The 13,094-nt window shown below is 63.2% G+C and carries 10 protein-coding genes; 8 read left to right on the top strand and 2 right to left on the bottom strand.

Features of this window, described 5'->3' with window-relative positions; all coding sequences use genetic code 11:
* The first annotated feature begins 62 nt into the window (after positions 1-62).
* Genes LX70_RS16710 through LX70_RS16700 form a run of 3 tightly spaced genes read left to right on the top strand, consistent with a single transcriptional unit; the run spans position 63 to position 1,770 of the window.
* Positions 63-482, top strand: a complete 420-nt coding sequence (locus LX70_RS16710) for a hypothetical protein (protein ID WP_105515949.1) — start codon at positions 63-65, stop codon at positions 480-482.
* Positions 475-1,119 (top strand): antitoxin of toxin-antitoxin stability system, encoded by a 645-nt coding sequence (locus tag LX70_RS16705; protein WP_105515948.1) that lies wholly within the window; start codon positions 475-477, stop codon positions 1,117-1,119. Before LX70_RS16710 ends, LX70_RS16705 begins: the two co-directional genes overlap by 8 nt.
* Before the next feature lie 57 nt (positions 1,120-1,176).
* Positions 1,177-1,770, top strand: coding sequence for a DUF6088 family protein (locus LX70_RS16700; protein ID WP_105515947.1), 594 nt, complete (start codon positions 1,177-1,179; stop codon positions 1,768-1,770).
* A 274-nt stretch (positions 1,771-2,044) separates the two neighbouring features.
* On the opposite strand, the gene LX70_RS16695 is transcribed toward LX70_RS16700, so the two are convergent.
* Both LX70_RS16695 and LX70_RS16690 read right to left on the bottom strand, forming a co-directional pair.
* Positions 2,045-2,767 (bottom strand): type I phosphoribosyltransferase, encoded by a 723-nt coding sequence (locus LX70_RS16695; RefSeq protein ID WP_105515946.1) that lies wholly within the window; start codon positions 2,765-2,767, stop codon positions 2,045-2,047.
* A 172-nt stretch (positions 2,768-2,939) separates the two neighbouring features.
* Entirely contained in the window at positions 2,940-3,236 is a 297-nt protein-coding gene (locus tag LX70_RS16690) for a hypothetical protein (protein ID WP_105515945.1), read from the bottom strand.
* A gap of 177 nt (positions 3,237-3,413) precedes the next feature.
* Here LX70_RS16690 and LX70_RS16685 point away from each other — a divergent pair, with 177 nt between their 5' ends.
* From LX70_RS16685 to LX70_RS16660, 5 genes are all read left to right on the top strand, one after another.
* Complete coding sequence (locus LX70_RS16685; RefSeq protein ID WP_105515944.1) at positions 3,414-7,775, top strand: strawberry notch family protein; 4,362 nt, start codon at positions 3,414-3,416, stop codon at positions 7,773-7,775.
* A 3-nt stretch (positions 7,776-7,778) separates the two neighbouring features.
* Positions 7,779-8,810 carry a DUF7146 domain-containing protein gene (locus LX70_RS16680; protein ID WP_105515943.1) on the top strand — a complete coding sequence of 344 codons (1,032 nt, stop codon included), beginning with the start codon at positions 7,779-7,781 and terminating at the stop codon, positions 8,808-8,810.
* A gap of 367 nt (positions 8,811-9,177) precedes the next feature.
* Positions 9,178-10,110, top strand: coding sequence for a DUF2493 domain-containing protein (locus LX70_RS16675; protein WP_105515942.1), 933 nt, complete (start codon positions 9,178-9,180; stop codon positions 10,108-10,110).
* 1,023 nt (positions 10,111-11,133) lie between these two features.
* Positions 11,134-12,465, top strand: a complete 1,332-nt coding sequence (locus LX70_RS16665) for a nucleoside 2-deoxyribosyltransferase (RefSeq protein ID WP_105515941.1) — start codon at positions 11,134-11,136, stop codon at positions 12,463-12,465.
* Positions 12,462-13,082, top strand: a complete 621-nt coding sequence (locus LX70_RS16660; RefSeq protein ID WP_105515940.1) for a 7-cyano-7-deazaguanine synthase — start codon at positions 12,462-12,464, stop codon at positions 13,080-13,082. The genes LX70_RS16665 and LX70_RS16660 overlap by 4 nt, the downstream gene beginning before the upstream one ends.
* The last annotated feature ends 12 nt before the right edge of the window (positions 13,083-13,094 follow it).

Here is a 13,094-nt window from a genome sequence, read left to right as displayed (position 1 = left end):
ATCCCTTCATCCCAATCCAGCGCCCGGCCTCTTGGCCGGGTTTTCCCATTCAGGAGGTCCACATGGCGGATTACTTCACCCACTTTTCATGCCTGCTCAATGTCGGCACGCCCGACAAGGCTGCCCGCGCGCTCGCCCTATTCCAGAGCTTGCGCGAAGCCGATCAGGATGCCGAGGACCCGGAGGTCGCAGGCTTCGACCTCGTGCGCCAGGACGCGCCCGAGGGCAATAACCTCTGGATCCATGACGACGACCACGGCGATGTCGAAGCCGTCATCCGTTTCGTGCTGCGCCTGGCAGACGACCTCGATCTCACCGGCCTCTGGGGCTTCCAGTACGCCCTGACCTGCTCCCGACCCCGCCTCGACGCCTTCGGCGGTGGCGCGCATGTCATCGACCTCGGTGCGCGGAAATCCGTCGGCTGGACCAGCAGCCAGGAATGGCTCGCCGAAGCGCTGAACGGGGAGGACGTCGATGCCTGAAATCATCTGCACAACGGTCTACCAGTTCCCCGAACTCTCGGATGCCGCCAAGGAAAAGGCGCGCAGCTGGTATCGCGAACTTGGGCCCCAAGACGACTGGTGGGACGCGGTCTACGAGGATTTCGAGCGGGTCTGCGAGATCCTCGGCATCCGCCTGAAAACCACCCCCGTCCGCCTGATGGGCGGCGGCACGCGGGCCAAGCCCTGCATCTGGTTCTCCGGCTTCTGGAGCCAGGGCGACGGTGCTTGCTTCGAAGGCTACTGGTCCCACGCCAAGGGCGGGGCCACGTGCATCCGGGACTACGCCCCGAAAGACGCGACGCTGCATGGCATCGCCGACCGGCTGCAGGCCATCCAGCGGCGGAACTTCTACCAGCTCGCCGCCGAGGTCAGCCATCGCGGGCGCTACTACCATGAATACATGATGTCCGTGGACGTCACGCGCGACAGCCCAAACTGGCAGCCGCCCACCGAGGACGCCGCCGAAACGGTGACCGAGGCGCTCCGCGATCTGGCCCGCTGGCTCTACCGGCAGCTTGAGGCTGAATACGACCACCTGACCTCGGACGAGGCCATCGAGGAGGGGATCATCGTCAACGAGTACACATTCACCGAAGCCGGGCGGCGGTTCGGGTGAGAGCGCACGGTTGAAAACTGTCAGAAAACCGCATATGTTTCTGACAAAGGAGCGATCATGGAGCGCATGGCCGAGAGCATTATGAATGTCGCGACGACGTTGCCGGAGGGGGTGCCCTTGGCAGCGAAGGGGCTCCTGCACCTGGGCTCGCGCGCGGCGGTCGATCAAACGCTGTCGCGTCTGGCTGCGCGCGGCGAGTTGATCCGTGCTGGACGCGGCATCTACATGCGCCCGGTCCAGACACGCTTTGGTCCGCGCAGTCCGTCGGCTGAACAGGCGATTGAAGCGCTCGCTGTGCAGCGGGGCGAGACGATCGTGCCGAGCGGTGCTGCCGCGGCAAACGCTTTGGGCCTGACCACGCAGGTGCCGGTCAAGTCAGTTTACCTCACCTCGGGGCGAAGCCGTATGCTGAACCTTGGCCGGCAAGCAGTCGAACTGCGTCATGCGCCGCGCTGGCAGTTGGCCCTTGGGAGCAAGACCTCGGGCCAGGCCGTCCGTGCGCTGGCATGGCTCGGACCGGATGAGGCTCCCAAGGCCCTGCAAATCCTGCGATCCAAGCTCACGGAGACGGCAAAGACCGAACTCGTGTCCGCCGCGCCGCAGTTCCCGACTTGGCTGGCTCGATTGGTTGGAGAGATGGCCCATCGCTGAGGCGTACTTTCGTCTCAGGAGTGAACTGTTCAAAAGCAAAACGGGAGGCGATATGCCTCCCGTTTCGTATTGTGCCACCCGCTTCGTGACTTCCCGATACTTCCCCCTTACGGGTTTGACCTCGGGAAACGGTGCTTGCGCGGACCTACAGAGACGCTAATCTCTGCCTCATATTTAAAGACCTTGAGGCTGATACAAGGTCCTAGGACGTTCTTATGCTTCGGTAGATAGTTCAGCCATGCCCAAGAGTCAAGACGCGAGCACCGACCCAAGCTTACCGCATGCCGCTAAGGAACGACACATATCCAACTTCTGCGCCCAGCTGGTTGGAGACGATCTCTCGCACCGACAAGACCGATGAGCCCGAAGAAAATATGTCATCAACGATAAGAATGCGTTGCCCTTCAAGCCGCGGCGCATCTGGTAGGAGCACGAAGAAGTCGAACAGTAGTCGTATGTTTGTGTCAACGTTCTTCGCCTCGCAGATCGTAGCATCGGGAAGCGCTTGCCAAGTGTTTAGTTGGCCGTTGTAAGCCGTCTTCTGGCCTTTTCGTACCTTGGGAGGGTGTGCCGCAAGTCCGTCCAACATCTCTCGGACTGTTTTCTTGCGGAAGAAGGTAGGTTGCAGAACGGGGAGCCCCAGCTTGTTCGCGACCAGATCGGTAACCTCTGAGCAAAACGGTGACGAGGATGGGATGGGCATGCAATGTGTGAAACCTGCGAGATTCGCTTGCGCCTTATCTAGGATCAGATCAGCACGTCCCATGAGCTGAGCTTTCCAGAACGGCGTGATGGTGAATCCGTACCTTCCTTTCAGCGCGTGGATGAGGGGGTTCCCATCATCTTTCCGACCGGTCTTACCGCTGCGGCTGAACATGTGGTGAAGTTCAATTCCTTGAAAGATCCTGGATGTGGGGTTTCGCGCAACCGATGTGTCGACCCCTTCCTCGTGCATGTCGTTGATACTGACAGCCTTGCCTGCAACCGAAATTCCCATAGCGCCCCCAAGGCAAGAGTCTCTTAGCCCCAGATTCACTGAGAATAATTGCAATGCTGCGAACTACACCTGCGCCGCCCAAGCTACACGGATTTCTCTACGAAATCTCATGACCATCCGCAACTAAAGGCGCTTCTGCCCGCTCGTCCATGACTCCCTGACTCGTCTGCCGTCACTTGTTCCCATCGATCCACTTCGACATCAGCCCCTTGTCGCGGAAGCATTCGTCTGGAACAGCGCGTCGTTTGATCCGGGCTAGCTTCTCCGCGAAGGCCACCTGCTTGGACGTGGGCAGCCTGTCCATTTCAGATACCGGCTTCAGCTGGGCCTGCGCATCGATCCAGGCGCTCAAGGACCGGCGGTCCTGCTGAACTTCCCAGGGCAAGAGGGTCTGGTTGCGCAGGGCGAGCGAGCGCGCATAGGCGATCTGCTTGAGCGTCGCGGGCAGGGCATGCGTGGTGCTATCCATCGGGAAACTCCCTTGCTGGCTTCGCCTTCAATGTAGAACATAAAGTGAACAAAATCAAGCCAAGCGTCTGCACTGCGTCGGTTCGAGAGGAAGAGGGGGGCTGGGAAAGATCAGGCCTGAGGGCGCCCGAGAAAGGGTGTCCGGGGCTGATCCTGTCCCTCATTCCGGAGTTTCCCAATGACCTATCTCGGCCTTGTTGCGCCTCCTGTTCCTGTTCCGTCTGCCGATCCCGCACCCGCAATCCTCGCCGTCGCCGAAGCGTTGCAGCCCGATCTCGCCCAAGGCTTCCAGATCGACGCGCTGCGTCTGCGGCTTGAGATGGAGCGCGCCTTTGGCGGCTACGATGCCGATGGCGCTTGGGACTGGAAGATTGCCTATGAGGCAGGTGAGGTGGCGCTGGTCCTCTTCCTGCGGAAGTTCGGCCGTGCGCTGCTCGCCCGGGCCGGCTCGCCTTCCACGCTGCTGCCGATCCTCGCCAACGTGGCGGGCCTCTTGCCCACGCATACCCGCCGCTCGGAGGAGATGGAGCGCTTCCAGCAATTCTCGACGCCGCTGCCGATGGGACTGGCGGCGCTCGCTGCCGCGCAGATCACGCCGCGCGACCTGGTCCTCGAGCCTTCGGCCGGGACTGGGCTTCTGGCGATCCTCGCCGAGATCGCGGGCGGCAGCCTCGCTCTGAACGAGCTGGCCGATACCCGCGCCCATCTTCTGCGCCTTCTCTTTCCTGGGCGTCCCGTCACCACCTTCGACGCCGCGCAGATCGACGATCATTTGGACGCAGGCATTCGCCCGAGCGTCATCCTGATGAACCCGCCGTTTTCGGCCGTGGCCAATGTCGATGGCCGGACGACCGAGGCGACAGCGCGCCATCTGCGCTCGGCGCTCGCGCGCCTTGCCCACGGTGGACGGCTTGTTGCCATCACCGGCGCCAGTTTCGCGCCGGACGCGCTTGCTTGGGCTGAGACCTTCGGCCGTCTCACCGAGACGGCCCATCTGGTGTTCACCGGCGCCGTGTCGGGCGCGGCCTTTGCCAAGCATGGCACCAGCTTCGAGACGCGGATCTCGGTCTTCGACAAATGCCGGGGCGGCGAGCAGGGCGGCATCACCGCCGGTCTGGCACGGTCCATCTCGCCCGATGTGGCCCACCTCCTTGCCCGGATCACCGCCGAGGTCCCGCCACGCCTCGAGTTGGATGCGGGTGTAGGCGCATGCTCTCAGCCCATTTCCTCTTTCCGGGGAATTCCGGGCCGTTCCTCCGGCCTCACCGCTCGACCCTCGCGGTCAACGGCGTCGGCTAAGATGGATACGCATGTCACCACGCCCGATGTCGAGGACCTCGTCTACACCCCGCGCAAGACAGCGGACGACCATGGCTCCGCGCGTCTGTCCGATGCGATCTACGAGACCTTCCGCCTGCAGGCGATCGACATCCCCGGCGCGGCACCGCACCCGACCAAGCTCGTGCAGTCGGCGGCCATGGCTTCGGTCGCGCCCCCGAAGCCCACCTACCGGCCGAAACTCCCCGCCGCCGTGCTGCGCAACGGTCTGCTCTCCGAAGCGCAAATCGAGACCGTGATCTACGCGGGCGAAGCGCATGGCGCCTATCTCGCAGGGTCGTGGAGTGTAGATGAAGCCGGCGACATGGTCTCGGCCGCACCCGACGATGCCGCGGACGCTGTCCGCTTCCGCCGCGGCTTCTTCCTCGGCGATGGCACCGGCGCGGGCAAGGGCCGCCAATCGGCCGGGATCCTGCTCGACAACTGGTGCAAAGGTCGCCGCAAGGCGCTCTGGATCTCGAAGAGCGACAAGCTTCTCGAGGACGCGCAGCGCGACTGGTCGGCCCTTGGCCAGGAACGCTTGCTGGTCACGCCCCTGTCGCGCTTTGCCCAAGGCAAGGACATTCCGCTCACGGAAGGCATCTTGTTCACCACCTATGCGACGCTGCGCTCCGAGGAGCGCGGTGCCAAGAAGTCCCGCGTCGACCAGATCGTCGACTGGCTGGGTGCCGACTTCGACGGGGTGATCCTGTTCGATGAAAGCCATGCCATGGCCAATGCCGCCGGATCGAAGGGTGAGCGTGGCGATTCGGAAGCCTCGCAGCAGGGCAGGGCGGGTCTGCGCCTGCAACACAAGCTGCCCAATGCTCGCGTGGTCTATGTCTCGGCCACCGGTGCAACGACCGTCCACAACCTCGCCTATGCACAACGGCTCGGTCTCTGGGGCGGGGAAGATTTCCCCTTCGCGACGCGGGCGGAATTCGTGCAAGCCATCGAAGCTGGCGGCGTTGCCGCGATGGAGGTCCTCGCCCGCGACCTTCGGTCCCTCGGCCTCTACACTGCCCGGTCCCTCTCCTACGATGGCGTCGAATACGAGATGCTGGTGCACGCGCTCACGCCCGAGCAGCGCGGCATCTACGATGCCTATGCCGGGGCCTTCGCCATCATCCACAACAACCTCGCGGCCGCCATGGAAGCGGCCAATATCACGGGTGAGAACGCCACGCTGAACCGCCAGGCCAAATCCGCTGCGCGTTCGGCCTTCGAGAGCGCCAAGCAGCGCTTCTTCGGCCATCTGCTCACGTCGATGAAAACCCCCACGCTGATCGCCAGCATCGAAGCCGATCTTGCGGCAGGCAACACGGCCGTCATCCAGATCGTCTCGACGGGCGAGGCGCTGATGGAACGCCGCCTGTCAGAGATCCCGACCGAGGAGTGGAACGACATCCGCGTCGACATCACCCCGCGCGAGTACGTCCTCGACTACCTCGCCCATTCCTTCCCGGTGCAGCTTTACGAGCCCTTCACCGACAGCGAGGGCAACCTGTCGTCCCGGCCTGTAGTGCGCGGTGGCCAGCCAGTCGAATGCCGCGAAGCCGTGCGGCGGCGTGATGCGCTGATCGAGAAACTGGCGTCGCTGCCACCCGTGCCGGGAGCGCTCGACCAGATCGTCCAGCGCTTCGGCACCGACCTCGTGGCCGAGGTCACGGGCCGGTCGCGCCGTATCGTTAGGAAGGGCGAGGGGAACGGGGCGCGGCTTGTCGTGGAAAGCCGGGCGGGGTCTGCCAACCTCGCGGAAACCGCCGCCTTCATGGATGACCAGAAGCGCATCCTCATCTTCTCGGATGCCGGCGGCACGGGGCGCAGCTATCACGCTGATCTTGGGGCCAAGAACCAGCGCCTGCGGGTTCACTACCTGCTGGAACCCGGTTGGAAAGCCGATGCGGCCATTCAGGGCCTCGGGCGGACCAACCGCACGAACCAGGCGCAGCCCCCGCTGTTCCGCCCCGTCGCCACCGATGTGAAGGCGGAGAAGCGGTTCCTCTCCACCATCGCGCGCCGTCTCGACACGCTGGGGGCCATCACCCGCGGCCAGCGCCAGACGGGCGGGCAGGGGCTGTTCCGGCCCGAGGACAACCTCGAAAGCCCTTACGCCCGCGACGCGCTTCGTCAGCTCTACCGGCGCCTCTATCGCGGCGATGTGGCGGGCTGCTCGCTCGGGGCCTTCGAGGATGCGACGGGGCTCAGCCTGACCGATGACAACGGTCTGAAGGACGACCTGCCGCCGATCACGACCTTCCTCAATCGACTGCTCGCGCTGACGATTGACATGCAGGCCGTACTGTTCGCGGCCTTTGAAGAGCTTCTCGATCAGCGGATCGAGGGCGCCATCGCCGCTGGGGTCTATGACCTCGGGCTGGAGACGCTACGCGCCGAAAGCTTCCGCGTCACGGAGGCCCGGGTGATCTACACCCATCCCGGTTCCGGCGCGGAAACCCAGCTCCTGACCATCGCAGAAAAGCGGCGCAACACGCCGACTTCCCTCGCAGATGCCCTAGATTGGCTCGATGACAGACAGGCCCGGCTTCTGGTCAACAGCCGCTCGGGCCGGGCCGCCGTGCAGGTCCCCGCCACCAGCCTGGTGCTGGATGATGGCACCATCGAGCCCCGCCTTCGGCTGATCCGCCCGACTGAGGCCAGTACGGTCCCGGCGAAGATCATGGACGATACTCACTGGCTAGAAGCCGACCGCGCCGCCTTCGCTGTCGCCTGGACCGCGGAACTGGCCGAGGTGCCCGAGTTCTCGGAGGCCACGCTCCACATCGTCGCGGGCCTGCTACTGCCGATCTGGAAGCAGCTCCCCCAGGACGAAACCCGCGTCTACAGGCTCCAGACCGATGACGGCAAGCGAATCATCGGCCGCCGAGTTTCGCCCGCCTGGGTCGCGACCACGCTGGCGGCCGATGCGCCGAAGCTCACGGCAGCGCAGGTCCACGCCCTCGTGCTGGAGGGCAAGACGGTCGTGCGGCTCGCCGAGGGGATGGAACTCCACCGGTCCCGCGTCATGGGCGTGAACCGTATCGAGCTGTCCGGCTTCACGGAAGCCGCCAAGGACCGGCTGAAGGCCGATGGTTACTTCTCGGAGATCATCAGCTGGAAGCTGCGCCTCTTCTGTCCGACCGATCCTACCGGAATTGCCGTTCTGGATCGGCTGCTTGCACGTTGTCCTGTCACGGGACTACATGCACGCGGAGGTTGTTGAGCCATGCATTCCGATACCGAAGATGTGATCCGCGCTCTGGCGGAGAATGCCGAAAGCGTCTGTCGCGCCTACCTTCCCGCCGGTCGGCGGGAAGGGTCCTACTGGATCGTGGGCGATTTGCAGAACAACCCCGGCCGGTCGCTCTTCGTGCGGTTGACCGGGCCTGCCTCGGGGCCCGGTGCTGCCGGCAAGTTCACCGACGGCGCCACGGGCGAGCATGGCGATCTTCTCGACATCATCCGCGAGAGGACCGGGATCTCGCGCTTTCCCGATCTTCTGACCGAGGCCCGAGCGCATCTTGGCCGTCCGCAGCCGGTCCTCCCGGATGCACCAGTGCCGAAGAAGGCCAAGGCCCCCGGTGGCACGCCAGCGGCGGCGGCGCGATTGTTTGCAGCCTCGGTGCCGGTCGCAGCCACGCTTGCCGACACCTACCTCCGCTCCCGGGGCTTGACCCAAGGCGGCAGGATGAGCGCCCTTCGCTTCCACCCGAAGTGCTGGCATCGGGATGAGGGCCAGACCCGCAGCATCCCCAGACCGGCGCTGATCGCTGCGGTCACCGATGGGGCAGGCCTGTGCCAAGGCGTGCATCGCACCTGGCTCGCGCCTGACGGACGGGGGAAAGCGGATGTCGAGACCCAGCGGCGTGCCATGGGTCACCTCCTCGGCAATGCCGTCAGGTTGACCCCGCATGACGACATCCTCTTGGTCGGCGAGGGTATCGAGACCATGCTGTCCCTCGTCGAGGCGGTGCCCGGCCTTCCCGTCTGGGCGGCGCTCTCGTCGGGTCACCTCGGGGCGGTCCTGCTGCCGGAGGGGGTGCAGCGCCTCTACATCGCCATCGACCGCGATCCGGCCGGACAACGCGCGGCAGAGAGGTTGAGCGCCAGAGCCACCGTGGTCGGGATTACCGTTCGGCTGCTGGAGCCGCGGCTCGGGGATTTCAACGATGATCTTCGGGCGTACGGCAAAGAGGCGCTGCGCCAGCATCTGGCAGGTCAGATCGGGCTAGAGGAGCGGCATCGTCTGTCGGGCTGATCCGCATCGCGCAAGGGGAGGTCTGGGAGTGCGGGGCAGGGGTCACGGATCCCTGTCGTGGCGGTGGATCGCCGCTTTGCCTCTTCCCGGGCAATCTCATCCACCCGACACCCGAGCGGCCTTCAAGAGATGGGCAGGCGGCCGTCAAAGGTGCCGCCCCTTCAAGGACGGGGGGCGACTGATTTCCGCCGGCGGGGGCGAGCCCCGCCTTTGCATCGCGAGACAAATCAGCCGCCCCCCGTCCTCCTCCACATGCGTTCCGGCCCCGAAAGGGGGTGAAGGGGCGTCCCCTCCCACGGCTTTCGCAGCCCATGAAGGCCGCGCGGGATGACGCGCGGACGAGTTGAGGCCCGGAGGCAAGAAACCGATGACGATCCACACCCACGACGACGCCTATGAACCCGCCCACACCGCATCCCAGACCTCCCATGCGCTCGACGAGCTGCAGCTCTATGGCTACCGCCCCATTGACGAGCCCGATCCCCGCCCGATGCCCGATGGGCAGCGCCTCGCGGTCGCCGTCGCCGACATCTTCGATGCCCTCGTCGCGACCCTCGAAGACACCCGCATGGAACCCGACCTCGAAGAAGTGCTCTGGGGTCAGGTCAACCTCTTCCACCGCGCGACAGCCCGGATCGAGCGGTCGCTCGATGAGAACGAGCAGGCGCAGCGCCGCCTCCAGCGCGAGCAGGACGGCTCCGAGGTGAAATCTACCGAACTCGAGCGCCTGACGGCCGAAGGCCTGACCCTGATCGAACGGCGCAACTGCATGGACATGATGCGCGATCACGCCGCCACCGAGTTCGTCCATCACACGGGCTCGACCTGGCGCCCCCGCACCGGCTCGATGGTGAACCGCCAGCACATGACCGCCGCCCTGATCGACAGCCGCGACTTCCTGGCCGCCAAGCGGCGGGCAGAGACCGAGGTGATGCTTCCCGCAGGCCCCAAGGTCGCCCTTACCGGCGGGACCGACTTCAACGATCACCGCCTGATCTGGGGCAAGCTCGACCAGGTCCGGACCAAGTATCCCGACATGGTGCTCTTGCACGGTGGCAGCCCGAAGGGCGCAGAGCTCATCGCCGCCAAATGGGCGGAGGCCCGGGGCGTGACGCAGGTCGCCTTCAAGCCCGACTGGACCAAGCATGCCAAGGCCGCGCCCTTCAAGCGCAACGACGCGATGCTGGACGTGCTGCCCGTGGGCGTTCTCGTCTTCCCGGGCAATGGCATCCAGGAGAACCTTGCCGACAAGGCCAAAAAGCTCGGCATCCCGGTCATGAAGTTCGAGAAGGGGGCGTGAGCCCCCTGAGCCTTCGCTATCAGCCCAAAGCGGATGAACGGAGCAGTTCCCGGAGACCACGCCCAGATTGAACGCAGCAGCCGTGGCTTGTTTCAATGCCCGACCATCGTCGGCGCGTAGGGCCCACGCCCGCTGATCCGGCCCAAGAACGGGTTCTGGCTAGTGATCCCGCTGCCAGTGTTGGACAATTCCATGCGCTCCGGCCAGATCAAATCCGGTGAATGGGTACGGAGAAGCGAGTTGCGTCTGCGCTTCGGCAACCCAAGGACGAGAACCAGCTTGCTGGTGCCGGCGGGACGGCGGAACAAGAAGGGCCAAACTGTAGTGTCGAGCTCAGGGATGGGGCACGGCAAGGCAACCGCACTGATCTTCCTACTGGCGCAGCAGGTGAAGGAGCCGAAGCGGCTGGGACTCGCGCGGGATCAGACTAGGCAGTGGACAGTTTGCCGAGGCTGATCGTGGAGAACTGGATAGAGGGAAGGTTGGGATGATGCCCACGACAACGGACCAACCGTTGTTCGTCACTTTCACTTACCTTCGTGCCTTAATCTTCGCGCTCGTTACAGTCTGCAATTATGGCTTGCAACGCCAGATCAACTGAAAGAGCATCGCGAGATGACAAGTTGCTGATTTGAGGGATGTTATGGGTAGCACTGGCTCCGGAAGCTTCTCGGACTACCCCGGCTCGCGCCCTAAAGAAGGCGGCGGGGGAGCAGGGGGTGGCGGCGCAAGTGGGGAAGATCGCTGTGCCCGGGCATTATCCTGCGCCCTGGAAGAGGTTGAGCAGTGTGACTACTTCTCCGCAGGCGGCGGCGTTCCTCCGGCTAACACGGCATTAACCATCGAGCAACGTGGCCGGTTGTTCGCAGTCGACGCGAGCGGCCGAACCGTGGGGGCACTGCCAACCCGCTTCAACTATCTCGCAGACTGCATGGTTGCGGGCTTCACCTATGAGGGGCGCGTCAACTCCTCCGCATCGGCTCCCGTTGCATCTGTCAACGTGGACTTTGCACCGCGCACGCCATGAATCCTAGCCAAGACCTGCTACTGGTCGGCGAGGTCTACGTAGATTTCACCCTGCCAAAGGCAGGTGCTGAAAGTAAGCTACGGCTCGGCGGCATCGTTCACGCCGCCCGCGGGCTGTGGGCAATAGACGCGAACTTTTCCGTGGCCGCTGTATGTCCCGGCTATCTGGTCGATCAGGCGCGAGCCTACCTCGAACGCTTGGGATGCAGCGAGTTTATCTGGCTGGCAGAGGTCAAGGGCGCGCCCAACGTTATGGCGATTGGCGATCCGACCGAACTCGCCGACCAAGCATATCAAGACATCCTGAGGGACGAAAAATCGGTCGAATATTGCGGTGAAGTTGACGCACTAAAGACATTCAAAACCTGTCTGATTTTCCCTGGAAAGTACGATCTCACGGTCCTGAGATCCCTACTTGCCGAGGATGTTCAGGCAAGCTTCGATATCGCCTATGATCTTCCGGACCTTCTATCGCTCTCATCGTTCAAAGGGAACATTGCCGCCGCAGTGACTTCCACATCGTCTCCAATGTTCCTGGAGAAAGCGTCGAAGGATATGTCCAGCCTGCTGGCTGATCTGCGCGATCTGTCGCCGCAAGCCGTTCTTCTGAAGGAAAATCGCGGCGGCAGCCGTGTGTTTGATCTTCGCGGTGACAAAGTCGACGAAATTCCGGCGCTCCTTGGCGAAACCGTAAACTCGGTCGGTGTCGGTGACGTGTATTCAGCGGTTTTCGCGTCCATGCTGGATGGCGCCGTCTTTGATGCCGGATGGAAGGCAGCGCGCGCTGCAACGTGCTATGCCCAGACGACCTACCCGGACGACTTCAAAAGAGATGTCCAGCGCAGCCTCGCGCTCTCCGTCGACCAAATGCGCGGCTTGGGCGGAACATTTCTGCCTTGGCATGCACGGCCGGACTTTCAGATATACTTCGCCGCTCCCGATTTTTCCTACGTCGACCGCACGCACCTCGAAGAAGCACTTCGGGCGCTCGCCTATCATAATTTTCGGATTCGCCGCCCGGTACAAGAGAACGGAGAGCTAACACCGCAAAGCTCGATGCATGAAATGCGAACCGCATATCTGGGTGATTTTGGCCTTCTCGAGGAGTGTGATCTTGTTTTTGCACTGCCTCTGGAGCGTGATCCTGGCACACTCGTTGAAATTGGCCTGGCTCTTGCACTGAAGAAGCCTGTGATCACCTTTGATCCACTCAAAGAAAATAACAACACCATGGTGATGGCGGGTAGCACGGTCTACTCGGGCAAGCTCAATAGCTGCCTAAACGGCCTCTTCGAAGTTATGTCGAGACTAAGGGCGACGCGTTCATGAAGAAAGCTGTCGTCATGGTCTCTGGCGGGCTCGATTCAACGACGGTCTGCTATCTGCTGGCCAAAGAAGGGAGAGAAGTTCATCCCATCTTCTTCGACTATGGCCAACACTGTGCCGAGACAGAATGGGCGAAGGTTCAGGAAGTCCTCCCGCAGGAGGCGAAGCCGCCAGAGCGGCTGAATATCTCGGACATCTTCAAGGGCTCGCCATCACGGATGATCGTGGAAGCGGACCTTTGGAAAGAAGCCGTCTCTGATGATGACCTGTACCTCCCGTACCGGACGATGCTGTTCTTCGCTGTGGCCGCGGCTCGCGCCCAGACGCTTCGGATCCTCGACGTTTATTCGGGCTTCATCAACAGCAATCATGCCAAGGAAATAGACTGCAGCACCGAGTTCATGAACGGCCTCGAAGAGCTCTCACGTGGTGTCGGCGCCGTGCGCTTCCATGCGCCCTTCCGCGAAAAGACCAAGGCCGACGTCGTCCGACAAGCGCTGGACCTTGGGGTACCTATCGGCCGAACCTTCTCTTGTCAGGCGTCAAGTTCCTTTCCTTGCGGGGCCTGCCCCAACTGCGTAGAGAGGCTGAATGCCTTGTTGGAAGCTGGCATAGCATGAAGGAAGAATAGA

Origin of the sequence: Albidovulum denitrificans (assembly GCF_002973535.1) — a bacterium.
In the GTDB taxonomy this organism is placed as follows: domain Bacteria; phylum Pseudomonadota; class Alphaproteobacteria; order Rhodobacterales; family Rhodobacteraceae; genus Albidovulum; species Albidovulum denitrificans.
Note: the sequence above shows the minus strand (reverse complement) of the source record. Positions and strands in the feature narration are given on the sequence as shown.

Excerpts from the sequence above, each read along its gene's own strand:
- LX70_RS16680 (WP_105515943.1), top strand. The coding sequence starts at position 7,779 with ATGCATTCCGATACCGAAGATGTGATCCGCGCTCTGGCGGAGAATGCC.
- LX70_RS16675 (WP_105515942.1), top strand. The coding sequence starts at position 9,178 with ATGACGATCCACACCCACGACGACGCCTATGAACCCGCCCACACCGCA.
- LX70_RS16700 (WP_105515947.1), top strand. The coding sequence starts at position 1,177 with ATGGAGCGCATGGCCGAGAGCATTATGAATGTCGCGACGACGTTGCCG.
- LX70_RS16705 (WP_105515948.1), top strand. The coding sequence starts at position 475 with ATGCCTGAAATCATCTGCACAACGGTCTACCAGTTCCCCGAACTCTCG.
- LX70_RS16690 (WP_105515945.1), bottom strand. The coding sequence starts at position 3,236 with ATGGATAGCACCACGCATGCCCTGCCCGCGACGCTCAAGCAGATCGCC.
- LX70_RS16660 (WP_105515940.1), top strand. The coding sequence starts at position 12,462 with ATGAAGAAAGCTGTCGTCATGGTCTCTGGCGGGCTCGATTCAACGACG.
- LX70_RS16695 (WP_105515946.1), bottom strand. The coding sequence starts at position 2,767 with ATGGGAATTTCGGTTGCAGGCAAGGCTGTCAGTATCAACGACATGCAC.
- LX70_RS16710 (WP_105515949.1), top strand. The coding sequence starts at position 63 with ATGGCGGATTACTTCACCCACTTTTCATGCCTGCTCAATGTCGGCACG.
- LX70_RS16665 (WP_105515941.1), top strand. The coding sequence starts at position 11,134 with ATGAATCCTAGCCAAGACCTGCTACTGGTCGGCGAGGTCTACGTAGAT.
- LX70_RS16685 (WP_105515944.1), top strand. The coding sequence starts at position 3,414 with ATGACCTATCTCGGCCTTGTTGCGCCTCCTGTTCCTGTTCCGTCTGCC.